Source organism: Streptomyces sp. NPDC014907, assembly GCF_055562975.1.
The window spans coordinates 464,389-489,231 of record NZ_JBVHEG010000004.1; the positions used below are offsets into that span (position 1 = coordinate 464,389).

Consider the following 24,843-nt stretch of genomic DNA (forward strand, 5'->3'; position numbering starts at 1 on the left):
CCGGCGGGGGCCACCGGCCCCGGGGGTTTCGGGGGGGGGTGGGTTTTTGGGTTCCGGGGGGGGGGGGGGGTTTTGGTGGGGGGGGGGGGGGGGGGCGGGGGGGGGGGGGGGGGGGGCGCCGCCCGGCGACCGCGAACTCATATCAGGGTGATGGCGATCATCTCTTCCGTACGACCACGAAGTCGGCCAGGGCGGTGAGCTGGGCCCGCACCCGGGCGGGCATGTCCACCTCGTTCAGGGCATCGATCGCGACGGTGTGCTGGCGGCGGGCCTCCTGGGAGGTCCACTCGCGTCCTCCGGCCTGCTCGATGAGGGCCGCCCTGATGGCGAACTCCTCCTCGGAGAAGGTGTCGAAGTCGTGGGACTTGGCGTCCGCGGCGAGCAGTTCGCCCAGCCGCTCGGAGGCCGGTCCGCCGGCGGCGAGGGCGGCGACGACGGGCAGGGACTTCTTGCGCTGGCGCAGGTCGCTCCAGGTCTGCTTGCCGGTGGCCTCCGGGTCGCCCCAGATGCCGAGCAGGTCGTCCACCGCCTGGAAGGCGAGGCCGAGGTGGTAGCCGTACTCCTCCAGCTTGTCGGCGGTCCGGTCGTCGGCGCCGCCGAGGACGGCGCCGATGGAGACGGCGCAGGCGAGGAGGGCGCCCGTCTTGTTGCCCTCCATCTCCAGGCACTCCTCGACGGTGACCCGCTCGCGGTGTTCGTAGGAGATGTCCTGGGCCTGCCCGTCGATGAGCTTGCGGGTGGCCGTGGTGAGCCGGCGGGTGGCCCGTCCCGCCTCGACGGTGCCGAGTTCGAGCAGCAGCTCGTTGGCGAGGGCGAAGAGGGCGTCGCCGACGAGGATGGCCTGCGCCGGGCCGTGCACCTTCCACACCGTGTCGCGGTGGCGGCGCTGCTCGTCGCCGTCCATCAGGTCGTCGTGGAGGAGCGAGAAGTTGTGGACGAGTTCCACGGCGACGGCGCCGGGCACCCCGACCTCGGGCGCGGCGCCCGCGGCCTCGGCCGACAGCAGGGCGAGCGCGGGGCGGACGGCCTTGCCGCCGTCGCCGTCCGCGGGGTTGCCCTGCGCGTCGATCCAGCCGAAGTGGTAGGCGGCCACGGTGTCCATGGGCGGCGCGAGGCGGCCGACGGCCGCCCGCAGTACGGGGGTGGACAGGGTCCGTCCCCGCTCCAGCAGTGCGGACACGTCCGCGGTGTCGACGGCCGGGTGTCCCGGCGGCGCTGTCGGCACGGTCTCTCCTCTTGTTCCGGTACTCACACTCATACCGCCTCCTGCAGCGGATGGTCATGGCGGCGGCCGAGGGCGGAGAGCGCGGCGCCCGCGGCGCTGAAGCCGCTGCGGACCGCCCCCTCCATGGTCGCGGGCCAGCCGGTGGCGGTCCAGGCCCCGGCCAGGTAGAGGCCCGGTGCCCGGGTGCGGGCGCCGGGGCGGAGCCGGCCGACGCCCGGGGCGGGGTCGAACGTCGCCGTCCGCTCCCTGGTGACGAAGAAGTCGCGCACCCCGGCACCGCGGGCGGCGGGCAGCAGCCGTTCCAGTTCCGGGAGGTAGCGCTCGCGCAGGACGGCGACGGGTTCGTCGATGTCGTCCCGCGCGGCGGACTGGGAGACGGCGAGGTACTGGCCGCCGCCCTCCAGGCCGGAGGTCCGGGTGCGGTCGAAGACCCACTGCACCGGGGAGCCGAGGGCCGTGAAGAAGGGCTGCCTGAGCACCTTGCGGTCGTAGACGACGTGCAGGTTGAGGATGGGGGCGTTGCCGATGTCGAGGAGCCGGCCGGGGTCGTCGAGGGCGCCCTCGGGCAGCAGGGCGTGGGCCTCGTGCTGCGGTACGGCGAGGACGACGGCGTCGGCCTCGATCGTCTCTCCCGGCACCTCCACGGCCCAGCGGCCGTCGTCGGTGCGCGAGATCCGCCCGGCCCTGGCGCGCAGGGCGGTGCGGACGCCGAGGGCGGCGAGGGCCTTCGCGGCCAGGGTGTCGTGGAGTTCGCCGAGCGGGACGCGGGCCCAGCCGATGTCGGCGGCGCCGGGCTCGGAGAGCAGGCCGGTCTTGAAGACCATGGCGGCGAGGCCCATGGAGGCGTTCGGGGCGGTGGCGTTGAGCGTGGCGACGCCGACGAGGTCCCACAGCGCCTCGACGGCGCGCGGGGACTGGCCGTGGCGGCCGAGCCAGGTCGCGAAGTCGACGCCGTCGAGGGCCGGGTCGGCGGGGTCGAGGCGGCCCAGGGCGAGCGCGGCCCGGCCGACGCCCACGCGCTCGGCGACGCTGAGGTGCGGATAGGCCGCCAGGCTCCGGGCGAGGTGGAACGGGACGGGCAGGTCGTCGCGGCGCAGCCGGCCGAGGCGGGGGCCGCGCCGGTGGCCGACGTCGAGGACGGGGACGTCGAGCCGGTCCTGCACGGGGGCGAGGTGGGCGCCGCCGATCCGGTCGAGGAACCAGCGGTAGGCCGTGCAGCAGCGCAGGTGGACGTGCTGGCCGTTGTCGACGGTCAGTTCGCCGCGCCGGAAGGAGAAGGCGAGGCCGCCGAGCCGGGGCCGGCCTTCGAGCAGGGTGACGCGGACGCCCGCGTCGGCGAGCTGGAGGGCCGCGGTGACCCCGGCGATCCCGCCGCCGACGACGACGGCGTGGGAGCGCCGGGCGCTCCGCCCGGTTCCTTCGTGGGTCACGCGGCCTCCGGTCGGTTCGTCTTCGTCGCGGTCGGGACCCGGTCGTGCGCGGCCGTCACCGGCAGGGACGCCGGAACCGGGGGGCGGGTTGCCCGGGGCGCGGGGGCGGACGGGCGCATCAGGGGTGCCTCCTGGCGTCGCGCCGGGCGACGTGGCGGGTGTCGAGGCCGGAGAGGCCGCGCACCGCGACGTACGCCTTCTCGCGGCCCGGCAGCGAGACGCGGCCGCGCAGGACGGCTCCGGGGTCGCGCTCGATCCGGTCGAGCAGGCGCCGGTAGATGCCGGCCATGGCGGCGACGCAGGCGCCGCTGCGCCGGTCGAGGAGGGGCAGCAGCCGGTAGCCCTCGGCGAACAGGGCGCGGGCGCGCCGCACTTCGAAGCGGACGAGCCCGGCGAAGTCGGCGCCCTCGGGCGGGGTGGCGCTCCCGAAACCGTCCCCGCAGCCGAACGCGGCGAGGTCCTCGGCGGGCAGGTAGGTGCGTCCGTTGCCGGCGTCCTCGCGTACGTCCCTGAGGATGTTGGTGAGTTGGAGCGCGAGCCCCAGGGTGTCGGCGTACTCGGGGGCGCGGTCGGCGCCGGGGGCGCCGGGGTGGGTGCCGAAGACGCCGAGGGAGAGGCGGCCGATCGCGCCGGCGACGCAGCGGCAGTAGACCTTGAGGTCGTCCCAGGTGTCGTAGGTCGCGCCGCGGACGTCCATGAGGACGCCGTCGATGAGTTCGTCGAGGCCGTCGAGCGGGATCGGGAAGCGGGCGGCGGAGTCGGCGAGGGCGACGGCGACCGGGTCGGTGTCGTCCTCCTCCACCTTTCCGGCGCGGACCCGGTCGAGCAGGTCCCTGGTGGCTTCGAGTCGCTCGCGCTTGGCGCCCGGTTCGAGCGTGCCGTCGCCGATGTCGTCCACGCGCCGGGAGAAGGCGTAGAGCGCGGACATCGCCTGGCGCTTCTCGGTCGGCAGGAGCCTGATCCCGTAGGCGAAGTTGCGGGCCTGCTGCCCGGTGACCGCCTCGCAGTAGCTGTAGGCGGCCTGCACCGGTGCGGACGGCTGGTGCTGTCCCTCCACGGTCGCGCTCACCCCTCTCTCCGCGCCCGGAGCAGAACCGCTCCCGCCTGGCGCATCAGGCTCGGCTTGGTGGGCTTCGGCGGGCCGGCCAGCACGTCGTGTCCCGCGTCCGCGATCGCGTCGAGCGCCGCGAGTCCCCCGGCGGTGAATCCGGCGAGGAGGAGGCGGAGCCGGCCGCGGACGCTGCCGACGAGCGGGGCGCCCGCGTGGAGCAGGGCCCGGGCCCGCTCGGCCTCGAAGGCGATCAGGGCGCGGACGGAGGCCCCGGCGGTGGGCCGGGCGAGGTCGTCCTCGGTGACGCGGAACCGTTCGAGGTCCTCGGCGGGCAGGTAGATCCGGTCGCGGGCGAGGTCCTCGGCGACGTCCTGGAGGTGCTCGACGAGCTGGAGGGCGGTGCAGATCTCGTCGGAGCGCCGGACCCGCTCGGGGGTGTCGGTGCCGGTGATCGCGAGGACGAGCCGGCCGACGGGGTTGGCGGAGAGTTCGCAGTACGCGAGGAGGTCGTCGTACGTCTCGTACCGGGCGACGAGCTGGTCCTGGCGGTTGGCGGCGATCAGGGCGAGGAAGGGTTCGGGGGTGAGCCCGCACCGCCGGACGGTCGGCCGGAGGGCGCGCAGCAGGGGGTGGCGCGGGGTGGAGTCGAAGACGCGGTGGAGGTCGGCCTCCAGGGCGTCGAGGAGGACGAGCCGGTCCCCGGCCTCGCCGGGGGCGACGCCGAGGTGGCGGGCGTCGGCCCCGCCGGGGGCGAGGTCACCGTCGCCGATGTCGTCGACGAGCCGGGCGTAGCCGTAGGCGGCCATGAGGTCGTCGCGCCGGGCGCGGGGCAGGAAGAAGGGGGCGACGGGAAAGTTCTCGTCCGCCGCCTTGTCGAGGGTGGCGCGCGAGGTGGCGTCGGGGCGCGCCTGCCGGAGGTCCGTCACCGGGCGCTGCCCGTCGGAGGGACGGCGACGCCCTCGTGGAGCTGGAGATTCTGCGTCATGGCCGTCACGTCTCCCGTTCTACACTGCTGACCCAATCCATCCTATTTCGGACACGCCGCCGACCCCTGCCCGTAGGGCCGTCGCCCGGAGACCCGATGACCGTGGGGTATCGCCCTACTTGCCGCGAAACAGACCGGTCCAGCTTACGTCGTACGACGTCCGCCGCCATTCCGGGGTGCCGGGTGCCGGGCGCGCGCCCCCTACGTCCCGTCAACCTCCGCCGCGCACAAGGGCGTTCGAGGCGACGCGCGGGCCGCCGGGGGCGTGTCCCGGTGGCGGGCGCGGTCCGGGCGGTCCCGGCGGCGGCGCTCCCGCGCCGCGCGAGAAGCGCCTCCGGCCAGGGAGGATGACGCACGGTGAGCGGACGGGGGCCGTCCTCGACGGAACCGCCCCCGCCGCGGCGGCGCGACGGGGGCGGAGGGTCCGGACGGGGCTTCCGGTCCCGTGCCTAGCGGGCGGTCTCCCGCTCGTACGCCTTGAGGACCTCGTCCGTGGGGCCGTCCATGAGGAGCTGGCCCTTCTCCAGCCAGAGCACCCGGTCGCAGGTGTCCCGGATGGACTTGTTGCTGTGGCTCACCAGGAAGACCGTGCCGGCCTCCTTGCGCAGCTCGCGGATGCGCTCCTCGGAGCGGATCTGGAACTTGCGGTCACCGGTCGCCAGTGCCTCGTCGATGAGGAGGACGTCGTGGTTCTTGGCGGCCGCGATGGCGAAGCGGAGCCGGGCGCCCATGCCGGAGGAGTACGTGCGCATGGGCAGGCTGATGAAGTCGCCCTTCTCGTTGATGCCGGAGAAGTCGACGATGTCCTGGTAGCGGGAGCGGATCTCCTCGCGGCTCATGCCCATGGCGAGGCCGCCCAGGATCACGTTGCGCTCGCCGGTGAGGTCGTTCATCAGGGCGGCGTTGACGCCGAGGAGCGAGGGCTGGCCGTCGGTGTAGACCTTGCCGCTCTCGGTGGGGAGCAGGCCGGCGACGGCGCGCAGCAGCGTGGACTTGCCGGAGCCGTTGGAGCCGATGAGGCCGATGGCCTCGCCCCGGTAGGCGGTGAAGGTGACGCCGCGGACCGCGTGGACCTCGCGGACGCCCCGGGTGACCTCGGCCTTGCCGCGGCCGACGATCCGGCTGAGCGCCGCCGTGGCGCTGCCCCGGCCTCCGCCGCCGGTGTTGACCCGGTAGACGATGTGGACGTCGTCGCAGATGACGGTGGGGACGCTGGACTGGTTCGGGTCAGCCACGGCCGTACCTCTCCTCTGCCTTCCAGAAGTAGACGAAACCGCCGGCGCCGAGGAGCAGGGCCCAGCCGAGGGCGGTCAGCCAGACGTGGGACGGCAGGTTCTGCGCGCCGTAGCCCTCGATGAGGGAGAACCGGATCAGGTCCATGTAGACGGCCGCCGGGTTGTACATGAGGACGTCGGCGATCCAGGCGGGCTTGTCGGAGAGCATCGCGGGGATCGAGAACATCACGCCGGACGCGTACATCCAGGTGCGCATGACGAACGGCATCAGCTGGGCGAGGTCGGGCGTCTTGGCGCCCATCCTGGCCATGATCATGGCCAGGCCGACGTTGAACACGAACTGCAGGAACAGCGCCGGGACCAGCAGCAGCCAGCGGGGCGAGGGGTAGCTGCCGAAGGCGATCGCGATCGCCACGAGGACGATCATCGAGAACAGCAGCTGCTGGAGCTGCTGGAGCGAGAAGGAGATGGGCAGCGAGGCGCGCGGGAAGTGCAGCGCCCGGACCAGGCCCAGGTTGCCCGAGATCGCCCGGACGCCCGCCATCACCGAGCTCTGGGTGAAGGTGAACACGAAGATGCCGGTGACCAGGAACGGGATGTAGACGTCCTTGGCCATCCCCCTTCCGGCACCCAGGATCAGGCCGAAGATCAGGTAGTAGACCAGGGCGTTCAGGAGCGGGGTCGCCACCTGCCACACCTGGCCCAGCTTCGCCTGGCTGTACTGGGCGGTCAGCTTGGCGGAGGAGAAGGCCAGGATGAAGTGGCGCCTGCTCCACAGCTCCCGGACGTACTCGAACAGCCCGGGCCGGGCACCGCTGACCGAGAGACCGTACTTCGCGGCCAGCTCGGCCGGAGCCAGGCCCTCGTCGACGGACGGGGGCGCGCTCGTCGCGACCGCTCCGCCCTGGTGTGTGTCACTCACAGTCGAAACTTTCGTGTTCAAGATGCGCGGCACGGGGGGTACCACGATGTCGGACGGCCGGGGGGCGACCCGGCCGGGTCGGCCGCCACACCGTACGCCACCGCGTGGGGCGGCACGGCCCGCCGGGGCGGCCGCCCCTCGTGACGACGGCGGCTCCCGCCCCGGACGGACCGCCGGCGGCCTGCCTCACTTCAGCCTGCTGGAGACCAGGATCGACACCAGGTGGAGCAGGGTCTGGAGCAGGGCGATGCCGGCGAGGACGGCGACGCCGAGCCGGGAGAAGAAGAGGTCGCCCCTGATCCGGTCCACGACCGCGAGGACCAGGATGAGCAGGGAGGCCTCGATCCCGAGGATCAGCCGGTGGAACTTGAGCGCGGCGGCGGCCCGGCGGGCCAGCGCCATGCCGGAGGAGCGCGGCTCGGAGGCGGACTCCTTGACCGGCGGGAGGCCGCCCTGGTGCCGGGCGACGCCGACGAGGTCGGTCTCGGCCTTGATCAGGATGGCGCCGAGGGCGGCGAGGGTGCCCAGGAAGGCCCACAGCCAGTCGATCCGGCCGGTGCCCCACAGGTCGGCGGCGCGCAGGCCGAAGCCGACGAGGACCGCCGCGTCGCACAGGTAGGCGCCGACGCGGTCCAGGTAGACGCCGCCGAGCGAGAACTGCTTCTTCCAGCGGGCCACCTCGCCGTCGACGCAGTCGAGCAGCAGGTAGAGCTGGACCATGAGCACGCCGAGGAGGGCGCCCGGGACGCCCGGCACGAGCAGCGCCGGGGCCGCGAGCACGCCGCAGACGGTCATCAGGTAGGTCAGCTGGTTGGGCGTGACCCGGGTGGTCACCAGCTGCCGGGTGATCCGCAGCGAGATCTCCCGCATGTACAGGCGGCCGCCCCAGTGCTCGCCGCTCCGCCGGTCCTTCACGCCCGGGGGGTGGACGACCGGCCGGAGCTCAGCTACCGATGGCTTGTGCATAGTCGGCGTACGCGTCCCTGATCTCGTCGTCGGACAGGTCGAGGTGTTCCAGGATGGTGAAGCGGCCCGGCCGGGTCTGCGGGGCGAAGGACACCGCCCGGACGAACTCGTCCACGGTGAAGCCCATCTCCTCCGGCCGGACGGGCAGCCCGTGCCGGCGCAGGGTCTCGACCATCAGCGCGGACCCCTCGCGGGCGCCGCGCAGGTGCATGGCGAAGGCCGCCCCGAGGCCGCACTGCTCGCCGTGGCTGGCGGCGCGGTCCGGGAAGAGGAGGTCGAAGGCGTGGCTGATCTCGTGGCAGGCGCCCGAGGAGGGGCGGCTGTCGCCGCTGATCGACATGGCGATGCCGGACATCACCAGGCCCTCGGAGAGGGTGACGAGGAAGTCGTCGTCGGCGATCCCGCCGGGGTGGCGGAGCACGGCCTCGCCGGCGCTGCGGGCCATGGCGGCCGCCAGGCCGTCGACGGGCTCGCCGTTCACCCGGTGGGAGAGCTCCCAGTCCGCGATGGCGGAGAGGTTGGAGATCGCGTCGCCGATGCCGGAGCGGACGAAGCGGGGCGGCGCGTCCCTGATCACGTCCAGGTCGATGACGAGGGCGATCGGGGTGGGGACGCCGTAGGAGCCCCGGCCGTTGTCGTTGTCCAGGGTCGAGATCGGGGAGCAGATCCCGTCGTGCGACAGGTTGGTGGCGATGGCCACCAGCGGCAGCCCGACCCGGGCCGCCGCGTACTTGGTCACGTCGATGATCTTGCCGCCGCCGAGGGCGACCACCGCGTCGTACCGCTGGCCGCGCATGGCGTCGGCCAGCTTCACGGCCTCGTCGATGGTGCCCCCGGCGACCGGGTACCAGTCGGCCCCGGGCAGCTCGGCGGCGAACCGGTCGCGCAGCCTGAGGCCGGAGCCCCCGCTGATGGCGACGGCGATCTTGCCGTTGCTGGAGATCCGCTGGTCCGCGAGGAGCGCGGAGAGGTCCTCCAGCGCGCCCCCGCGGATGTCGACGACGACCGGCGAGGGGATCAGCCGGGTCAGTACTGGCACGCGATCTCACGGCCCTTCGCGAGGTCGTCGTGGTTGTCGATCTCGACCCACCGGACGTCCCCGATGGGGGCCACGTCGACGGTGAAGCCGCGGTTGACGAGCTCCTGGTAGCCGTCCTCGTAGTAGAGGTCGGGGTCGCGCTCGAAGGTGGCCTTGAGGGCGTCGGCGAGCTCCTCGGCGGCCTCGGGCTCGATCAGGGTGACGCCGATGTACTCGCCGGTGGCGGTCGCCGGGTCCATGAGCTTGGTGATGCGCCGGACGCCCCCGTCCTCGCCGGTGATGACCTTCATCTCCTCGTCGGCGAGGTTCTTCACCGTGTCGAGGGCGAGGATGATCTTCTGCCCGTCGCCGCGGGCGGCGAGCAGGGTCTTCTCGACGGAGACCGGGTGGACGGTGTCGCCGTTGGCGAGGATCACACCGCGCTTGAGGACCTCGCGGGCGCACCACAGGGAGTAGGCGTTGTTCCACTCCTCGGCCTTGTCGTTGTCGACGAGGGTGAGCTTCAGGCCGTACTTCGCCTCCAGCTCCGCCTGGCGGTCGTAGACGGCCTCCTTGCGGTAACCGACGACGATCGCGACCTCGGTGAGGCCGATCTCGGCGAAGTTCTTCAGGGTCAGGTCGAGGACGGTGGTGTCCCCGTCGACCGGCACGAGGGCCTTCGGAAGGGTGTCGGTGTAGGGACGCAGACGCCGTCCGGCACCGGCTGCCAGTACGAGACCGATCATGCTGTTTCTCCTTCGTCGTGAACGGCGGGTGCTCCGGCGGAGACCCAGAAGCGGATGGACTCCACGAGCACCACCAGCGCGACGGCGACCGCGAGGACGGTCAGTGCCAGGGTGAAGTCGTCGCCGCGACCCGCGAGGAGGGCGGCGAGGACGGCCACCAGGAGCGTGCGCCCCTCGTGTCCGCCGATGACGCGCACCAGCCGGGCGGGCGGCGCGCCGGTGCCGCCGCGAATGCGGTACACCGTGTCGTAGTGATGGTAGGCGACGGCCGCGACCAGCCCGAATGCGGCGGGGAGCGCGTGGGCGGCGTCCGACTTCGCCGCGAGGATCAGGATCGTGCCGTACTCGGCGGCACGGAAGAGCGGCGGCAGCAGCCAGTCGAGGGGGCCCTTGAGCGGCGCGGCGACGGCGAGGCCGGCGAAGAAGGCGTAGCCGACGGCGGCCGCCACGTTCGACGCCCCGGGGCCGATGACGTACGAGTTGACGAGCACCATCGCCGCGGCGATGGCCGCGAGGACCGGCGCCGTGAAGGCGGAACGCGGACCCCGGCGTCCGATGCGGGCGAACGCCTCCGCCAGCGGGCCCGGGTCCGCCAGGTCGGCGAGCGCCCGCGCGGCCCGGTCCGTGCGCCGGGCCTTGCGGGTCAGGGAGCGCAGGACCCGCCCGGCGGTGGTGTAGCAGGCGCCGAAGGCACAGCCGATGATCAGCGCCCAGAAGACGGTCCGGGGGCTGGTGACGGCGGTGAGGACGGCGATCATCGCCCAGCGCTCGCCGATCGGCAGAATGATCATGCGGCGGGCCCAGACCGTCCAGCCGACGCTGTCCAGGCGGCTGGAGAGGGCGGCGGTCGGGCTGGTGTTGGCCGTGGCGTCGTGGTTGGCCTCGTTGAAGGCGAAGTCCACGACGTGCCGGCAGGTCATGAGGATCATGGCGCCGAGCGCGAGGGCCCACACGTCGTCGCCGTCACGGGCGGCGCCGAGGGCGAGGCCCGCGTAGAAGGCGTACTCCTTGGCCCGGTCGAAGGTGGCGTCGAGCCAGGCGCCCATCGTCGAGTACTTCAGCGCGTAGCGGGCGAGCTGCCCGTCGGTGCAGTCGAGGACGAAGGAGACGAGGAGCAGGACGCCCGCGGCGACGTAGCCGCCGCGCTCGCCGGTCGCCGCGCAGCCGGCCGCGATCAGGGCGGTGAGCAGCGAGGCGGTGGTGACCTGGTTGGGGGTCAGCCCGCGGCGCGCGCACCAGCGGGCGATGTAGCGCGAGTACGGGCTGATGAAGAAGGTGGTGAAGAATCCGTCGTGGGCCTTCACGGCCGAGCGGAGGCGTACGGCCTCGTCGTCGACGGCCCCGACGGCGGCGCGCGCCGCGTGGCGGGCCTCGGCGTCGGTGGGCACGGTGGCGACGAGGGTGCCGAGCCGGGGCCGGTGCACGGCGACGCCCTCGGCGTCGAGGGCGTCGGCGAGGGCGGCCGTGAGGTCGTCGGCGGCGGGAACCGCGCCGAGCGCGCGGGTCAGCGCGGTACGGGCCCCGCCCTGCGCGGTGAGCGCGCCGGGGGCGGCGGCGGCCGGGAACCGCGGGTCGGTGAGGACGAGGCGCAGCGCGTGGAGGTGGCCGACGAAGCGGGGGTCCACGAGCGCGACGCGCTCACCCGCCGGGACGGCGGCGAGCAGGGCACCGGTCTCCTCGGCGCCGGAGGCGATCCGGACGTCGAAGCCGAGCGACCGCAGATCCCCGTCGAGCGAAGATCCGGGTGCCGGGGGGCCGGTGAGGATGGCGGTCGACAGACGAACTCACTCCTTGGAGCTGGCGGAGGGACCGGCGGGGCCGTGGCGGCCCGGGCACGGCGGTGCGGCCCGGCACCGGGCGGCGACACGTCGGCTGAGGCTATCGGATGAACGGGGGGACGGATTCACCGAGGCTTCGCGGGCGGGACCCCCTCCGGCCGCTCCGGGACCGCGCGGTCACGTCCGGTTCCGTGAAGATCATCGTGAGTGACCGCCGGTCCGCCCCCGGCCCTCGCCCGGGTGCGGGCGGGAGGTCGCCGCAGGCTCATCGCGCCGCGACCGGCCGTTTCCCGTCATCGCAGGTCAGGGCATATGACAACGGTGTTCAGTGCCGTGTTGCGCATACCCCCCACCCGTAGTTGACTTGCGCCTCGGGGCATACGGACGACACGACCGGGAGGCCACGTCATGGGGGCTGGACACGATCACGGGCACGGCCACGGGGGCCCGCCGCCGACGGGCACCGCGGGGGCCGCGTACCGGGGCCGGCTGCGGATCGCGCTCGGCATCACGCTCTCCGTGACGGTGATCGAGATCATCGGCGGCGTGGTCGCGGACTCGCTCGCCCTGATCGCGGACGCGGCCCACATGGCGACCGACGCGGTCGGCCTCGCGATGGCGCTGCTCGCGATCCACTTCGCCAACCGCCCGCCCTCCGGGAACCGCACCTTCGGCTACGCCCGGGCCGAGATCCTGGCGGCGCTCGCCAACTGTCTGCTGCTGCTCGGCGTGGGCGGCTACGTGCTGTTCGAGGCGGTCCAGCGGTTCGTCGAGCCGGCCGGGACCAGGGGCGGGCCCGCCCTCGCGTTCGCGGCGGTCGGCCTGGTGGCGAACGCGGTCTCCCTCTCGCTGCTCACGCGCGGCCGGAAGGAGAGCCTGAACGTGCGGGGCGCCTACCTGGAGGTGCTGGCGGACGCCCTGGGATCGGTCACCGTGATCGTCGCGGCCGGGATCATCCTGGTCACGGGCTGGCCGTACGCCGACCCGATCGCCTCGCTGGTGATCGGCCTGATGATCGTGCCCCGCACGGTCGGGCTGCTGCGCGAAACCCTGGACGTGCTCCTGGAGGCGGCCCCCAAGGGCGTGGACATGGCGGAGGTGCGGGCGCACATCCTGGCCCTGCCGGGGGTCGAGGACGTGCACGACCTGCACGCCTGGACGATCACCTCGGGGATGCCGGTGCTCTCCGCGCACGTGGTCGTCGACCAGGGGGCCCTCGACTCGGTGGGGCACGAGAAGATGCTGCACTCCCTCCAGGGCTGCCTGGGCTCGCACTTCGACGTGGAGCACTGCACCTTCCAGCTGGAACCGGCCGGCCACGCGGAGCACGAGGCGAGACTGTGCCTCTAGGGCGCGTGCCGGAAGCCCCGCCCGCCCTCCGGGCGGCGGCGCCGCTTCCGGCACGTGCCCCGGGAACAGACGGCGCCGCTTCCGGCACGTGCCCCGGGAAAGGCCCGGACGGCGCGCCCGGTGCCCTGTTAGTCTCTGCCGCACGAACGCGCGCCGAGAGGAGCTGAGGTCGATGACCGTCGCGATGGAGGCCGCCCCGCGCGGCGGCACCCGGTCGTCCCTCAGCCTCCGGGTCTCCGGCTGACCTGATCCCGGTCCTCGCACCGGTACGTCACGTCGTCGGCCGGGACCCCTTCCTCCAAGGGTTTCCACGTTGTCCGACAACGCTTCGCACGACTCCTTCTTCGCCCTGCACCGCGGCCTGCCGCGCCAGGGCCCCGGCTCCGACGCCACCACCCGCCGGCTCCTCGCGCTCGCGGGGCCGCTCCCGGCCCGTCCGCGCGTGCTCGACCTGGGCTGCGGCCCCGGCCGTTCCGCGCTGCTCCTGGCCGCCGAGGCGGGTGCCGAGGTGACCGCCGTCGACACCCACGGACCGTTCCTCGACGAACTGCGGGAGGCCGCCGCCGCACGCGGCCTCGACGGCCCGGTCCGCAGGGGCGGCGGTTCGGTCCGTGCCCTCCGCGCCGACATGGGCGCCCCGCCGTTCGCCGACGGCTCCTTCGACCTCGTCTGGGCCGAGAGCTCGGTCTTCGTGCTCGGCTTCGACCGGGCACTCGCCGCGTGGCGCCGTCTCCTCGCGCCCGGTGGCACCCTCGTCCTCACCGAGTGCGTGTGGACCACCGGGGAGCCGGGCCCCGCGGCCCGCGCCTTCTGGGACGAGCACTATCCGCTCCGCACCGTCGCCGGGAACGCGGCGGCTGCGGTCGCGGCCGGTTACCGCGTCCTGGGGACCTTCATCCAGCCGGAGAGCGACTGGGACGAGTACTACGGCCCGCTGGCCGCGCGCGCCGGGGCGGCGGACACCACCGTCCCCGGCATGGCCGGGGCGGTCGCCGGGGCCCGGGCCGAGATCGCGCTGCGGCGCGAGCACGGCTCCGACTACGGGTACGCCGGTTTCGTGCTCCGTCCCGGCGGGCCGCGCGGGAGCGCCCGTCACGCCCCCGGACACGGGCCGGACGCGGGGTGAGGCACCGGCGCCCGTGCGGGACCGCTCCCGGTGCGGTCCCGCGCGGGCGCCCCCGCGCGGGGCCGGGTTCCGGGCCCCGGCGCGGGCGGGGAACGCCGTACGGAAGAAGCGGTCCCCGGGGCCGGTGCGCCCGCCCGGGGCGGGGGACACACCGGCCCGCCCCGCCCCTTTCGGGGCGGGGCGCCCCCGCCGGTTCCCTCCGCTCCCGCGGCGCCGGGCCGGTACTCCGGTGCGGTGGGCGCGGCCCCGTCCGGCCTCCGAAGTACGGACAAGCCGCTTTTGTGCGGCAGACTGAGGGGGCCCCACCGGGCCGAGGACCGAAGCGAAGGATGGGTATGCCGACCACACCAGCCCCCGCGGCTCAGATCTCGACGGAGATCGCGCCGAACGGCGTCCAGCCGTCCGGAGACCCGGCCCCGATCATGCTCGAACTGGTCGACGAGGACGGGACGACCATCGGCACGGCGGAGAAGCTGGCCGCCCACCAGGCGCCGGGCCGGCTCCACCGCGCCTTCTCCGTCTTCCTCTTCGACGAGTCGGGCCGGCTGCTCCTCCAGCGGCGGGCGCTCGGCAAGTACCACTCCCCCGGCGTCTGGTCGAACACCTGCTGCGGCCACCCCTATCCGGGCGAGGCGCCGTTCGCGGCGGCCGCGCGGCGCACCTTCGAGGAGCTGGGCGTCTCGCCCGCGCTCCTCGCGGAGGCCGGCACGGTCCGCTACAACCATCCGGACCCGGCCTCGGGCCTGGTGGAGCAGGAGTTCAACCACCTCTTCGTCGGCCTGGTGCGGACCGAACCGCGCCCGGACCCGGAGGAGGTGGAGGGGACCGCCTTCGTGACCGCCGCCGAACTGGCCGAGCGCCACGCCGAGGCGCCGTTCTCCGCCTGGTTCATGACGGTCCTCGACGCGGCGCGCCCGGCGGTCAGGGAACTGACGGGTCCGTCCGGGGGCTGGTGACCGGGCCCGGCACGTCTCCGGGGGCCCGCGGCACGGTCCCCGCTTCCCGGTGCGGCACGGCTTCCGGTCCCGGCGCCGCCGGGACCAGGGGCATCGCCGCCCAGATGATCTTGCCACCGCTCGCGGTGTGCTCGACGTCGCAGGTGCCGCCGGCCTCCTGGGCGATCTCGCGGACCAGGAGCAGTCCCCTGCCGCCGGTCTGTCCCCAGTCCGCCTCCAGGGCCTTGGGGCGGTAGGGGTGGTTGTCCTCGACGGACACCCGGATCCACTCGGGGCCGATCGCCACCTCGACCGCTATCTCGGGGGACAGCAGCGCCGCGTGCCGCACGGCGTTGGTGACCAGTTCGGAGACGATCAGCAGCAGACCGTCCATGATCTCGTCGTGGAGGGGGACGCCCTGGCGGACCAGCAGGTCGCGCACGGCGTGCCGGGCCTGCGGGACGGAGACGTCGACCGCGGCAGCGGTGAAGCGCCAGACTCCTTCGTAGGAGGGGTGCCGGGCGGGGCCGCCTTCGCGGGTTCCCACGGTCCGATTTCCACCCTCGTGCTCGATTCTCGCCACGGATCGAGTCTTGGCACTGCGGGGGGACGGCCCGGCCTACTGATCAGAAGTCGACACCTATCGGTCACTTTCCGATCGAGTGAGTATGTCGATGTCAATTACTCGACCGATCGCGCGCGTTTTCTGGAGATTCTGAAAATGGGCCGGAAAACGTCGCGAGCAGGCACATCATACGAGGAATCCATGGGCCTCTCGCGCCGGCCATGAGGTCCCGGGGTGCCACCGCCGCCGTGCCGGAAGGAGCCGGCGCCTCCCCGGCGGGCCCCCTTCCCGGTCGCGCGTCCGGACGTGCCGGATAGCATCCGGCCCATGGAGCCGCAGCTGAGGCACAGCGTCACGGACGGGGTCGCCACCGTCGTCATCTCCCACCCGGCCAAGCGCAACGCGATGACCGCCGGCATGTGGCGCGCCCTGCCGGACCTCCTGGACCGGCTCGCCGCCGACCCGGCGGTCCGGGTCCTGGTCCTGACCGGCGAGGGCGACACCTTCTGCGCCGGGGCGGACATCTCGTCCCTGCGCCGGCCCGGGGACGAGCAGCAGAGCCTCGCGGTACGGGCGGAGGAGGCGCTGGCCGCCTTCCCCAAACCGACCCTGGCGGCCGTCCGGGGCTTCTGCGTCGGGGGCGGCACCCAGCTCGCCGCCGCCTGCGACCTGCGGTTCGCCGAGGAGGGCGCGCGCTTCGGGATCACCCCCGCGAAGCTCGGCATCGTCTACCCGTCCTCGTCGACCCGCAGGCTGACCGCCCTCGTCGGCCCCTCGGCCGCCAAGTACCTGCTGTTCTCCGGCGAACTGATCGACGGCGAACGGGCACTGCGGACCGGGCTCGTGGACGAACTCCACCCGGCGGACGGGCTGGACGAGCGGGTGGACGGGTTCTGCCAGGTGCTCGCCTCGCGCTCGCTGCTGACCCAGGCGGCCGCCAAGGAGTTCGCCGACGGGCGCCTGGACCGGGACGCCCACTGGGCCGGGCGGGCGCGCGGGAGCGGCGACACCGCGGAGGGCGTCGCCGCCTTCCTGGAGCGGCGCGCGCCCCGCTTCACGTACGGGCTCTGACTCCCGTACGCCCTACCCGGCCGTCCCCGCGCGCCACTTCGCGACGATCCCGGCCGGGGCCTTCTCCGGCGAACCCGCGTCGTACGGCGGCCGGGGGTCGTACTCGGTGAGCAGCTGGATCGTCTGCGCGGTCTCGTCCCCGGCGATCCGGCCGAGCAGGTGGAGCGCCATGTCGATGCCGGAGGAGACGCCGGCGGCAGTGACGTACTTGCCCTCGAAGACGACCCGCTCGCCGGTGGGTTCGGCGCCCAGGGCCCGCAGTTCGTCGAAGGCGAGCCAGTGGGTGGCCGCCCGGCGCCCTCCGAGCAGGCCGGCGGCGGCGAGGATCAGCGAACCGGTGCAGACGGAGGTGGTCCAGGTGCTGGTGGCGTCGGCGGCGCGGAGCCAGTCGAGGATCTCCGGGTCGCCCATGGCCTCCCGGACGTCGGGTCCGCCGGGCACGAGGACGATGTCGGGGCTCGGGACCTCCGCGAGGCTCCGGTCGGCGACCAGGGCGAGGCTGTCCTGGTCGTTGCGGACCGGGCCCGCCTGCTTGGCGACGAAGACGCTCTCGGCGCCGGGGAGGCGGGCGAGGAGTTCGTAGGGCCCGACGGCGTCGAGGGCGGTGAAGCGGTCGTGGAGGAGGACGGCGATCTGCACGGTGTCCCTTTCGGTGGACGGGCCCGGCCGCACGCCGGCTCCGGGCCGCGACCGGGGCCGGCGTACGAGCGGGGTTCGGCGGGCGGGGCGGGTCCGGGGGGTGGGTTCGGCGGGCGGGTCCGGGGGCGGGGTGGGTTCGGCGGGCGGGTCCGGGGCGCGAGGTGAGTCCGGGGGCGGGGCGGGTTCGGCGGGCGAGGGCCGCGTGCGGGCCGCCGCGGCGTGCCCCATCCTCGGCGGGCCGGCCCGCGTCCGCAATGACGGGAGGCCCCCTTTCCGCCCTCCCCCCGTCCTCCCCTTCCTCCCCGCCCGGCGGCCGGGAGGAAGGACGCGCCCAGGGAAGAGGCCCGCACCCCGGGAGGAAGCCCGTGCTCCGGGAGGAAGCCCGTGCTCCGGCCGGGGTTTCCGGGGACGCGCGCCTGTTCCCGTCGTACCGACCAGTCGGTAACGTTCAGGACATGACGACTGCCCTCCCCCCGCGCGCCGGACGCCGCTGCCACAACGTGCTGAACCCGCTGCACTCCACGCTCTACTTCTCCCCCGACCTGGACCGCGAACTCTCCGCCCTCGGCCTCACCGACCGGAACGCGATGCGGCTCGCCGCGCGGAGCGCGCCCCTGGGCGCGGTGGGAGCGGGCACGGTCGCCGCCACCTTCTACAACTACAACCACGAGCTGCTCGCCCGGCACCTGCCCTCCGTCTGGGAGACCGCCTCCCCCGCCGAGGTCCTGGCCGCGCGGCTGCGGGCCGTCGACACGACCCTGCGCCGGCTGCTCGGCGAGGACGCCGTCGCCTCCCCGGAGATGGCCGAGGCGGCGGAGCTCGCGCTGCGCGCCGCCGAGGCCTGCACCCGGCACGCCCGGCCCCTGTACGCGGCCAACGCCGACCTGCCGGTCCCCGAGGAGCCCCACCTCGCCTACTGGCACGCCGCCACCCTGCTGCGCGAGCACCGGGGCGACGGCCACCTGGCGGCCCTGCTCTCCGCCGGGCTCGACCCCGTCGAGGCCCTCGCCTCCCACACCGCCACCGGCAAGGGCCTCGCACCCCGCTGGGCCCTCGGGTCCCGGGGCTGGCGGCGCGTCGACTGGGACGGGGCGGTGGCGCGGCTGCGCGACCGCGGCCTGCTCGACGCCGGGGGCGAGCCGACCGAGGCCGGGACGGCGTTCCGCGCCGCCCTGGAGGAGCACACCGACCGGCTGGACGCCGCCCCGTACGAGCACCTCGGCCCGGCCGGCGTCGAGCGCCTCACCGAGCTGGGACGCGGCTTCCTCTACGCGGCGGCCGCCGCGGGCGCCTTCCCCGAGGACCTCGTCGGCAAGGGCTGACCGCGGACGGCCGGACCCGGCGCGGGACGCGCGGGACGGGCCGGTCGCCGCGTCCGGGTGACCGACCCGGCACAATGCAGTCGCAAGCTTGAGGGCACGAGAAGGCGAGTCGGGACACCGTGACGACGTCCATCGAAGCAAGGATCGCCGAGGAACTCGGCGTACGCGAGCGACAGGTGAGGGCAGCCGTCGAGCTCCTCGACGGCGGTTCGACCGTGCCGTTCATCGCGCGCTACCGCAAGGAAGCGACCGAGACGCTCGACGACGCGCAGCTCCGCACCCTGGAGGAGCGGCTGCGCTACCTGCGCGAACTGGAGGAGCGCCGGTCGGCGGTCCTCGACTCGGTGCGCGAGCAGGGCGGGCTGACGCCGGACCTCGAGGCCCGCATCCGGGCCGCCGACACCAAGGCGCGCCTGGAGGACGTCTACCTGCCCTTCAAGCCGAAGCGCCGGACCAAGGCGCAGATCGCCCGCGAGGCCGGTCTCGAACCGCTGGCGGAGGGGCTGCTCGCCGACCCGTCCGTGGAACCGGCCGCCGCCGCGGCGGCCTTCGTGGACGCGGACAGGGGCGTCGCGGACGCGGCGGCGGCCCTGGAGGGCGCGCGGGCGATCCTCGCGGAGCGGTTCTCCGAGGACGCCGACCTCATCGGCGAACTGCGCGAGCGCATGTGGAACCGGGGCCGGCTGGTGGCGAAGGTCCGCGAGGGCAAGGACGACGGCAAGGAGGGGCCGGGCGCGAAGTTCGCCGACTACTTCGACTTCGCGGAGCCGTTCACGGCGCTGCCCTCGCACCGGGTGCTCGCCATGCTGCGCGGCGAGAAGGAGGACGTGCTCAGCCTCGAACTGGAGCCGGAGGAGCCCGTCGAGGGCCCCTCCTCGTACGAGGGGATCGTGGCGCACCGCTTCGGCGTGGCCGACCGGGGGCGCCCCGGGGACAAGTGGCTCCGGGAGACGGTCCGCTGGGCCTGGCGGACCCGCATCCTGGTCCGTCTCGGGATCGACCTGCGGCTGCGGCTGCGGACGGCCGCCGAGGACGAGGCCGTCCGGGTCTTCGCGGCGAACCTGCGCGACCTGCTCCTCGCCGCGCCGGCCGGCACCCGGACGACGCTCGGCCTCGACCCCGGCTTCCGCACGGGCGTGAAGGTCGCCGTCGTCGACGCCACCGGCAAGGTCGTGGCCACCGACACGATCCATCCGCACGTCCCCGCGAACAAGTGGGACCAGGCCCTCGACCGGCTCGCCCGTCTGGCGAAGGAGCACGCGGTCGAACTGATCGCGATCGGCAACGGCACGGCCTCCCGCGAGACCGACCGGCTGGCCGCCGAACTCATCGCCGGGCACCCCGAGCTGAACCTGACCAAGGTGATGGTCTCGGAGGCCGGCGCCTCGGTCTACTCGGCCTCCGCGTACGCCTCGCGGGAGCTGCCCGAGCTGGACGTGTCGCTGCGCGGCGCCGTCTCCATCGCCCGGCGCCTCCAGGACCCGCTGGCCGAGCTGGTGAAGATCGACCCGAAGTCGATCGGCGTCGGCCAGTACCAGCACGACCTGGCCGAGGTGAAGCTCTCGCGCTCGCTGGACGCGGTGGTCGAGGACTGTGTGAACGGCGTCGGCGTGGACGTCAACACCGCCTCCGTACCGCTGCTCTCGCGCGTCTCGGGCATCAGCTCCGGCCTCGCCGAGAACATCGTCGCGCACCGGGACGCCAACGGCCCCTTCCGCTCCCGCCGGGCGCTCAAGGACGTGGCCCGGCTGGGCCCGAAGGCCTACGAGCAGTGCGCGGGCTTCCTGCGCATCCGGGGCGGCGACGACCCGCTCGACGCCTCGGCGGTGCACCCGGAGGCGTACCCGGTGGTGCGCCGGATGGCGAAGCGGACGGGGGGCGAGGTCGCGGCGCTGATCGGCGACACGGGCACGCTCCGCTCGCTGCGGGCGGAGGACTTCGTGGACGAGACCTTCGGCCTGCCGACGGTGGCGGACATCCTGCGCGAGCTGGAGAAGCCGGGGCGCGACCCGCGTCCGGCGTTCCGGACGGCCACCTTCAAGGAGGGCGTCGAGAAGATCGGGGACCTGGCGTCCGGAATGGTCCTGGAGGGCGTCGTCACCAACGTGGCCGCGTTCGGGGCGTTCGTGGACATCGGTGTGCACCAGGACGGCCTGGTGCACGTGTCCGCGATGTCGAAGACCTTCGTGAAGGACCCGCGCGACGTGGTGAAGCCCGGCGACGTGGTGAAGGTCAAGGTCCTCGACGTGGACGTGCCGCGCAAGCGGATCTCGCTGACGCTGCGCCTCGACGACGAGCCGGGCGCGGAGACGGCGGACGGCGCTCCCGGGAGCGGGCGGAAGGAGCGGGGCGAGCGCTCCGGCCGGCCGCCGCGGCAGCGGCAGGGCGGTGGCGGCGGGCGGCGCGCCGAGCGCGGTGACCGGGGCGGCCGGGAGCGGTCGCCGGCGCCCGCCCCGGCCAACAGCGCCATGGCGGACGCCCTCCGCAAGGCGGGCCTGCTGGGCGAGGGCGGCGGCGGGCGGCGCTGAAGCGCGTCGCGGAAGGGGGGCGCGGTCCGGCGGGACCGCGCCCCCCTTCCGGTGCCGCTACGGCAGGAAGCGCAGGGCCCAGTCGGCGCGGTGGGCGACGGTGAGGTCGTCGTCCCGCGTGAGGGGGCGCAGGACGTCGCGGGCCGTCTCCGGGTCCGCCTGGACCAGGTCGACGATCTCGGCGGCCAGGCCGTCCTGGTCGTCGCCGAGGTCGGCGGCGGAGGCCCGCACCAGGACCGGGAGGGTCCCGGCGCCGCCGATGCCCGCGACGACGCCGCCGAGCAGTTCGCGGGCGTACCCGTTGCGCTCCTCGACCGCCCGGCCGAGTTCCTCCTCCAGGCGCGGCAGCAGCTCGGGGCCGCCCGTCGTCGCGATCTCGTCGGCGAGGTCGATCGTCGCGTCGACGTCCGCGTCGAGGTCGTCCAGCATCGCGAGGAGCCGGGTGATGCGGTCGTCGGTCATGGTGCCTCCTGGGGGTGCGCCGTCCCCGGGGGCGGGTCCGGGACGCGGGTCCCGGTCCCGCCCCCGGGGAGAGCCGTACTCGTGCGGTGCGCGGCCCGGGTCGCGGCCGTGCGGGCGGCGGCCGGGTCCGTGGCCGCCGCCGGGGGTTCGTCAGACTTCGGTGACCTTGCCGTTCGCGACCTCGACGCGGCGGGTGGTGCGGACGGCGTCGAGCATGCGCCGGTCGTGGGTGACGAGCAGCAGCGTGCCGGTGTACGCGTCGAGGGCGGTCTCCAGCTGTTCGATCGCCGGCAGGTCCAGGTGGTTGGTCGGCTCGTCCAGGACGAGCAGGTTCACGCCCCGGCCCTGGAGCAGGGCGAGCGCGGCCCGGGTCCGCTCCCCCGGCGAGAGGGTGGTGGCGGGCCGCAGCACGTGGACGGCCTTGAGGCCGAACTTGGCGAGCAGGGTGCGGACCTCGGCGGGCTCGGTGTCGGGCACGGCCGCGCAGAACGCGTCCAGCAGGGTCTCGTCGCCGTGGAAGAGCCTGCGGGCCTGGTCGACCTCGCCGACGACGACCCCGGAACCGAGCACCGCGTCGCCGGAGTCCAGGGGGAGACGGCCGAGGAGGGCGGCGAGCAGGGTCGACTTCCCGGCGCCGTTGGCACCGGTGACGGCGACCCGGTCGGCCCAGTCGATCTGGAGGGTGACGGGACCGAAGGAGAAGTCGCCGCGCCGCACCTCGGCCTCGCGGAGGGTCGCGACGACCGAGCCGGAGCGCGGGGCGGCGGCGATCTCCATCCGCAGGTCCCACTCCTTGCGGGGCTCGTCGACGGCGTCGAGGCGTTCGATCATGCGCTGGGTCTGCCGGGCCTTCGCGGCCTGCTTCTCGCTGGCCTCGCTGCGGGCGTTGCGGCCGAGCTTGTCGCCGTCGGTGGCCTTGCGGCGGGCGTTCCTGACGCCCTTGTCCATCCAGGACCGCTGCATGTGGCCGCGTGCCTCGAGGGCCGCCTTCTTCCCCGCGTACTCCTCGAACTCCTCGCGCGCGTGGCGCCGGGCGGTGTCCCGCTCCTCCAGGTAGGCCTCGTAGCCGCCGCCGTAGAGCGTGATCCGCTGCTGGGCCAGGTCGAGTTCCAGGACCTTGGTGACGGTGCGGGTGAGGAACTCGCGGTCGTGGCTGACGACGACCGTGCCGGCCCGCAGCCCCTTCACGAAGGACTCCAGGCGCTCCAGGCCGTCGAGGTCCAGGTCGTTGGTGGGCTCGTCCAGGAGGAAGACGTCGTAGCGGGAGAGGAGGAGGGAGGCGAGTCCGGCGCGGGCGGCCTGGCCTCCGGAGAGGGAGGTCATCGGCTGGTCGAGGCCGACGGTGAGGCCGAGGGAGGCGGTGACCTCCTCGGCGCGCTCGTCCAGGTCGGCGCCGCCGAGGGCGAGCCAGCGCTCCAGGGTGACGGCGTACGCGTCGTCGGCGCCGGGCGTGCCGTCCACGAGGCCCTGGGTGGCCTCGTCCATGGCGGTCTGGGCGGCGGTGACGCCGGTGCGCCGGGCGAGGAACTCCCGCACGGTCTCCCCCGCGCGCCGCTCGGGCTCCTGCGGGAGGTGGCCGACGGAGGCGGTGGGCGGGGAGAGCCGCAGCTCGCCCTCCTCCGGGGCGTCGAGTCCGGCGAGCAGCCGCAGCAGGGTCGACTTCCCGGCGCCGTTGACGCCGACGAGGCCGATGACGTCGCCGGGGGCGACGACGAGGTCGAGCCCGGCGAAGAGGGTGCGTTCGCCGTGGCCGGCGGCGAGGTCCTTGGCGACGAGGGTTGCAGTCATCAGGGGACGAATCCTAGGCGACGGGGGGACCCGCCGAGGGGGCCGGGGCCCGGCCCGGTCAGCGCCCGGCCGGTGCCCGGTCGCTCCCCGTCCGGGCGGGGGCGGCGCCCTCCGGGTCCGGCGGCGCGAGGGGGCCGGGCGCGAGGGAGTCGGGCTCGGGGGTGACGGGCTCGGGGGTGACGGGCTCGGGGGTGACGGCGAGGAGCCGGAGGAGCACGGACCGGTGGGTGGCCGCGGGGAAGCGGTACGGGCCGGTGCCGGGGTAGCCGTCGCGCGCGAGGTCCGGCGCGGGGCCGGTCTGCCAGGCGAAGTCGCGCCAGACGACGTCGTCGCCGTCGCGTTCCACGACGGCCGTGACGGCTCCGCAGCCGGGTTCGTCGCACGCGGGGCAGGAGTGGAACGCGTACCGGCCGCCCGGGAGGCCGTGGCCGCCCGCGTCCAGGAGGCGGCGGACGTGTGCGGCGCGGAGGACGGGCGGGAGGTCCGCCGCGAGGGGGGAGACCGTGTCCGCGCCGTCGGCCCCGTCGAGCAGGTGGAGCAGCGGTCTGCCGTCGACCAGGAGGTCGGCGGGGCCTGGAAGGGCTGCGGAGGTGAGGTCGAGACTGGTGTACGCGGACGGCATGGCACGAGTATTTCCCCGTGGACGGGTTCGTTCCATGGCCGCTCCGTCCCGGAAATGTCCCGGTCCCGGTACGGTCCGCCCATGGAGAACGACGTGATCGTGGTGGGGGGCGGGGTCGTCGGCCTGACGACGGCGACGGTCCTGGCGGAACGCGGCCGGCGGGTGCGGATCTGGTCGCGGGACGACGTGACGGCGACGACCTCGGCGGTGGCGGGCGCCCTGTGGTGGCCGTACCGGATCGGGCCGGAGGCGGAGGCGGGACCCTGGGCGCTCGCCTCGCTCCGGGTGTACGGGGAACTGGCCGCCGACCCGGAGCGGACGGGGGTGCGATGGGTGCCGGGGGTCCACGCGGACGTGGACCCGGACCGGCTCGGCGCCTGGGCGGGAGAGGTGCCGGGGCTCCGGCGTACGGCTCCGGGAGAGGTGCCGGAGCCGTACGGGGCGGGGCTCGCGGCCCGGCTGCCGCTGATCGACATGCCGGTCCACCTGTCCTGGCTGCGGGCCCGGTTCGAAGCGGCGGGCGGGGTGTTCGAGCGGCGGGCGGTCACCGGTCTCGGGGAGGCGGCGGCGCGGGCCCGGACGGTCGTGAACTGCACGGGCACGGCGGCGCGGGAGCTCGTTCCGGACGCCGGCCTGCGTCCGGTGCGGGGGCAGTTGGTCCTGGTGGAGAACCCGGGGATCGGGGAGTGGTTCGTCGCGGCGGACTCCGGGGCGCGCGAGACGGTGTACTTCTTCCCGCAGCCGGGACGGCTGGTGCTCGGCGGGACGGCCGAGGAGGACGACGAGCGGCTCGCGCCCGGTCCGGAGACGGCGGCGGCGATCGTGGCGCGGTGCGCGCGGGTGCGGCCGGAGATCGCGGGGGCGCGGGTGCTGGGGCACCGGGTGGGACTGCGGCCCGCGCGGGCGGGCGGCGTGCGGATCGAGGCGGTGGCGCTGCCGGGCGGCGGACGGCTGGTCCACCACTACGGGCACGGGGGCGCGGGGGTGACGGTGGCCTGGGGGTGCGCGGAACGGGCGGCGGACCTGGCCGACGGGTGAGGGGCGTCCGGGGCGGGTGCCCCCCCGGAGGGCGTCCGCCC

General features: G+C 74.6%; 20 protein-coding genes and 2 pseudogenes. 7 read left to right on the forward strand and 15 right to left on the reverse strand.

Annotated features, from left to right (window positions below; translation table 11 throughout):
* Positions 1 to 157 precede the first annotated feature (157 nt).
* The 10 genes from ACZ3IL_RS14295 to ACZ3IL_RS14340 all read right to left on the reverse strand — a co-directional run bounded on the left by ACZ3IL_RS14295 (position 158) and on the right by ACZ3IL_RS14340 (position 11,356).
* Positions 158 to 1,258, reverse strand: a complete 1,101-nt coding sequence (locus tag ACZ3IL_RS14295; protein ID WP_467390058.1) for a polyprenyl synthetase family protein — start codon at positions 1,256 to 1,258, stop codon at positions 158 to 160.
* A complete protein-coding gene (gene hpnE / locus ACZ3IL_RS14300) occupies positions 1,255 to 2,655 on the reverse strand; it encodes a hydroxysqualene dehydroxylase HpnE (RefSeq protein WP_467390060.1) in 1,401 nt (466 codons plus the stop codon). The genes ACZ3IL_RS14295 and hpnE overlap by 4 nt, the downstream gene beginning before the upstream one ends.
* Before the next feature lie 118 nt (positions 2,656 to 2,773).
* Positions 2,774 to 3,724, reverse strand: a complete 951-nt coding sequence (gene hpnD, locus ACZ3IL_RS14305; RefSeq protein WP_467390062.1) for a presqualene diphosphate synthase HpnD — start codon at positions 3,722 to 3,724, stop codon at positions 2,774 to 2,776.
* On the reverse strand, positions 3,721 to 4,632 hold the full coding sequence (gene hpnC, locus ACZ3IL_RS14310; protein ID WP_467390064.1) for a squalene synthase HpnC: 912 nt from the start codon (positions 4,630 to 4,632) through the stop codon (positions 3,721 to 3,723). The genes hpnD and hpnC overlap by 4 nt, the downstream gene beginning before the upstream one ends.
* A gap of 508 nt (positions 4,633 to 5,140) precedes the next feature.
* Complete coding sequence (locus ACZ3IL_RS14315; RefSeq protein ID WP_467390066.1) at positions 5,141 to 5,926, reverse strand: ABC transporter ATP-binding protein; 786 nt, start codon at positions 5,924 to 5,926, stop codon at positions 5,141 to 5,143.
* The gene (locus tag ACZ3IL_RS14320; protein WP_467390068.1) at positions 5,919 to 6,848 is read right to left on the reverse strand and encodes an ABC transporter permease; all 930 of its coding nucleotides are present in this window, start codon (positions 6,846 to 6,848) and stop codon (positions 5,919 to 5,921) included. Before ACZ3IL_RS14320 ends, ACZ3IL_RS14315 begins: the two co-directional genes overlap by 8 nt.
* A 186-nt stretch (positions 6,849 to 7,034) precedes the next feature.
* Positions 7,035 to 7,814 (reverse strand): CDP-alcohol phosphatidyltransferase family protein, encoded by a 780-nt coding sequence (locus tag ACZ3IL_RS14325; RefSeq protein WP_467390070.1) that lies wholly within the window; start codon positions 7,812 to 7,814, stop codon positions 7,035 to 7,037.
* A complete protein-coding gene (locus ACZ3IL_RS14330) occupies positions 7,792 to 8,853 on the reverse strand; it encodes an iron-containing alcohol dehydrogenase family protein (protein WP_467390072.1) in 1,062 nt (353 codons plus the stop codon). Before ACZ3IL_RS14330 ends, ACZ3IL_RS14325 begins: the two co-directional genes overlap by 23 nt.
* Complete coding sequence (locus tag ACZ3IL_RS14335) at positions 8,841 to 9,578, reverse strand: phosphocholine cytidylyltransferase family protein (RefSeq protein WP_467390074.1); 738 nt, start codon at positions 9,576 to 9,578, stop codon at positions 8,841 to 8,843. The genes ACZ3IL_RS14330 and ACZ3IL_RS14335 overlap by 13 nt, the downstream gene beginning before the upstream one ends.
* Complete coding sequence (locus ACZ3IL_RS14340; protein WP_467390480.1) at positions 9,575 to 11,356, reverse strand: DUF5941 domain-containing protein; 1,782 nt, start codon at positions 11,354 to 11,356, stop codon at positions 9,575 to 9,577. Before ACZ3IL_RS14340 ends, ACZ3IL_RS14335 begins: the two co-directional genes overlap by 4 nt.
* Before the next feature lie 408 nt (positions 11,357 to 11,764).
* Between ACZ3IL_RS14340 and ACZ3IL_RS14345 the strand changes: the two genes are divergently transcribed.
* The 3 genes and pseudogenes from ACZ3IL_RS14345 (at position 11,765) to idi (ending at position 14,788) form a co-directional block, all read left to right on the forward strand.
* The gene (locus ACZ3IL_RS14345) at positions 11,765 to 12,706 is read left to right on the forward strand and encodes a cation diffusion facilitator family transporter (RefSeq protein WP_467390076.1); all 942 of its coding nucleotides are present in this window, start codon (positions 11,765 to 11,767) and stop codon (positions 12,704 to 12,706) included.
* Positions 12,707 to 13,019: 313 nt separating this feature from the next.
* Positions 13,020 to 13,799: pseudogene (locus tag ACZ3IL_RS14350) on the forward strand (class I SAM-dependent methyltransferase); the annotation flags it as partial.
* A gap of 368 nt (positions 13,800 to 14,167) precedes the next feature.
* On the forward strand, positions 14,168 to 14,788 hold the full coding sequence (idi, locus tag ACZ3IL_RS14355) for an isopentenyl-diphosphate Delta-isomerase (RefSeq protein WP_467390078.1): 621 nt from the start codon (positions 14,168 to 14,170) through the stop codon (positions 14,786 to 14,788).
* A 76-nt stretch (positions 14,789 to 14,864) separates the two neighbouring features.
* Here idi and ACZ3IL_RS14360 read toward each other — a convergent pair.
* Positions 14,865 to 15,314: pseudogene (locus tag ACZ3IL_RS14360) on the reverse strand (ATP-binding protein); the annotation flags it as partial.
* 345 nt (positions 15,315 to 15,659) lie between these two features.
* Here ACZ3IL_RS14360 and ACZ3IL_RS14365 point away from each other — a divergent pair.
* Complete coding sequence (locus ACZ3IL_RS14365; protein ID WP_467390080.1) at positions 15,660 to 16,403, forward strand: enoyl-CoA hydratase/isomerase family protein; 744 nt, start codon at positions 15,660 to 15,662, stop codon at positions 16,401 to 16,403.
* 12 nt (positions 16,404 to 16,415) lie between these two features.
* Here ACZ3IL_RS14365 and ACZ3IL_RS14370 read toward each other — a convergent pair whose 3' ends face one another.
* Entirely contained in the window at positions 16,416 to 17,042 is a 627-nt protein-coding gene (locus ACZ3IL_RS14370) for a DJ-1/PfpI family protein (protein WP_467390082.1), read from the reverse strand.
* A 455-nt stretch (positions 17,043 to 17,497) separates the two neighbouring features.
* Between ACZ3IL_RS14370 and ACZ3IL_RS14375 the strand changes: the two genes are divergently transcribed.
* Positions 17,498 to 18,364 (forward strand): SCO6745 family protein, encoded by an 867-nt coding sequence (locus ACZ3IL_RS14375; RefSeq protein WP_467390084.1) that lies wholly within the window; start codon positions 17,498 to 17,500, stop codon positions 18,362 to 18,364.
* A 119-nt stretch (positions 18,365 to 18,483) separates the two neighbouring features.
* Positions 18,484 to 20,892: a Tex family protein gene (locus ACZ3IL_RS14380; RefSeq protein WP_467390086.1), complete on the forward strand. Its 2,409-nt coding sequence runs from the start codon at positions 18,484 to 18,486 to the stop codon at positions 20,890 to 20,892.
* Positions 20,893 to 20,949: 57 nt separating this feature from the next.
* On the opposite strand, the gene ACZ3IL_RS14385 is transcribed toward ACZ3IL_RS14380, so the two are convergent.
* The 3 genes from ACZ3IL_RS14385 to ACZ3IL_RS14395 form a co-directional block, all read right to left on the reverse strand.
* On the reverse strand, positions 20,950 to 21,354 hold the full coding sequence (locus ACZ3IL_RS14385) for a hypothetical protein (protein ID WP_467390088.1): 405 nt from the start codon (positions 21,352 to 21,354) through the stop codon (positions 20,950 to 20,952).
* A 150-nt stretch (positions 21,355 to 21,504) separates the two neighbouring features.
* Positions 21,505 to 23,142 carry an ABC-F family ATP-binding cassette domain-containing protein gene (locus ACZ3IL_RS14390; RefSeq protein ID WP_467390090.1) on the reverse strand — a complete coding sequence of 546 codons (1,638 nt, stop codon included), beginning with the start codon at positions 23,140 to 23,142 and terminating at the stop codon, positions 21,505 to 21,507.
* Positions 23,143 to 23,200: 58 nt separating this feature from the next.
* Positions 23,201 to 23,764, reverse strand: a complete 564-nt coding sequence (locus ACZ3IL_RS14395) for a hypothetical protein (protein ID WP_467390092.1) — start codon at positions 23,762 to 23,764, stop codon at positions 23,201 to 23,203.
* A gap of 81 nt (positions 23,765 to 23,845) precedes the next feature.
* Between ACZ3IL_RS14395 and ACZ3IL_RS14400 the strand changes: the two genes are divergently transcribed.
* The gene (locus ACZ3IL_RS14400) at positions 23,846 to 24,802 is read left to right on the forward strand and encodes an NAD(P)/FAD-dependent oxidoreductase (RefSeq protein ID WP_467390094.1); all 957 of its coding nucleotides are present in this window, start codon (positions 23,846 to 23,848) and stop codon (positions 24,800 to 24,802) included.
* Positions 24,803 to 24,843 lie beyond the last annotated feature (41 nt).

Excerpts from the sequence above, each read along its gene's own strand:
- ACZ3IL_RS14295 (WP_467390058.1), bottom strand. The coding sequence starts at position 1,258 with ATGAGTGTGAGTACCGGAACAAGAGGAGAGACCGTGCCGACAGCGCCG.
- ACZ3IL_RS14325 (WP_467390070.1), bottom strand. The coding sequence starts at position 7,814 with ATGCACAAGCCATCGGTAGCTGAGCTCCGGCCGGTCGTCCACCCCCCG.
- ACZ3IL_RS14335 (WP_467390074.1), bottom strand. The coding sequence starts at position 9,578 with ATGATCGGTCTCGTACTGGCAGCCGGTGCCGGACGGCGTCTGCGTCCC.
- ACZ3IL_RS14345 (WP_467390076.1), top strand. The coding sequence starts at position 11,765 with ATGGGGGCTGGACACGATCACGGGCACGGCCACGGGGGCCCGCCGCCG.
- idi (WP_467390078.1), top strand. The coding sequence starts at position 14,168 with ATGCCGACCACACCAGCCCCCGCGGCTCAGATCTCGACGGAGATCGCG.
- ACZ3IL_RS14365 (WP_467390080.1), top strand. The coding sequence starts at position 15,660 with ATGGAGCCGCAGCTGAGGCACAGCGTCACGGACGGGGTCGCCACCGTC.
- ACZ3IL_RS14375 (WP_467390084.1), top strand. The coding sequence starts at position 17,498 with ATGACGACTGCCCTCCCCCCGCGCGCCGGACGCCGCTGCCACAACGTG.
- ACZ3IL_RS14385 (WP_467390088.1), bottom strand. The coding sequence starts at position 21,354 with ATGACCGACGACCGCATCACCCGGCTCCTCGCGATGCTGGACGACCTC.
- ACZ3IL_RS14390 (WP_467390090.1), bottom strand. The coding sequence starts at position 23,142 with ATGACTGCAACCCTCGTCGCCAAGGACCTCGCCGCCGGCCACGGCGAA.
- ACZ3IL_RS14395 (WP_467390092.1), bottom strand. The coding sequence starts at position 23,764 with ATGCCGTCCGCGTACACCAGTCTCGACCTCACCTCCGCAGCCCTTCCA.
- ACZ3IL_RS14400 (WP_467390094.1), top strand. The coding sequence starts at position 23,846 with ATGGAGAACGACGTGATCGTGGTGGGGGGCGGGGTCGTCGGCCTGACG.